Below are 255 nucleotides of genomic sequence, written 5' to 3'. Positions count from 1 at the left end.
AACGATGAACCACTTCGGTGGGGATTAGTGGCGAACGGGTGAGTAACACGTGGGCAATCTGCCCTTCACTCTGGGACAAGCCCTGGAAACGGGGTCTAATACCGGATACAACACTCTCGGGCATCCGGTGAGTGTGGAAAGCTCCGGCGGTGAAGGATGAGCCCGCGGCCTATCAGCTTGTTGGTGAGGTAACGGCTCACCAAGGCGACGACGGGTAGCCGGCCTGAGAGGGCGACCGGCCACACTGGGACTGAG

1 rRNA gene is annotated in these 255 nt (G+C 60.4%); it reads left to right on the top strand.

Features of this window, described 5'->3' with window-relative positions:
- Positions 1-255, top strand: a 16S ribosomal RNA gene (locus RM704_RS45045); the annotation flags it as partial.

It is taken from the genome of Streptomyces gottesmaniae, from assembly GCF_031845845.1.
Taxonomy (GTDB): domain Bacteria; phylum Actinomycetota; class Actinomycetes; order Streptomycetales; family Streptomycetaceae; genus Streptomyces; species Streptomyces akebiae.
The sequence above is the reverse complement of the archived record's forward strand: the minus strand, read 5'-3'. Positions and strand labels throughout refer to the sequence as shown.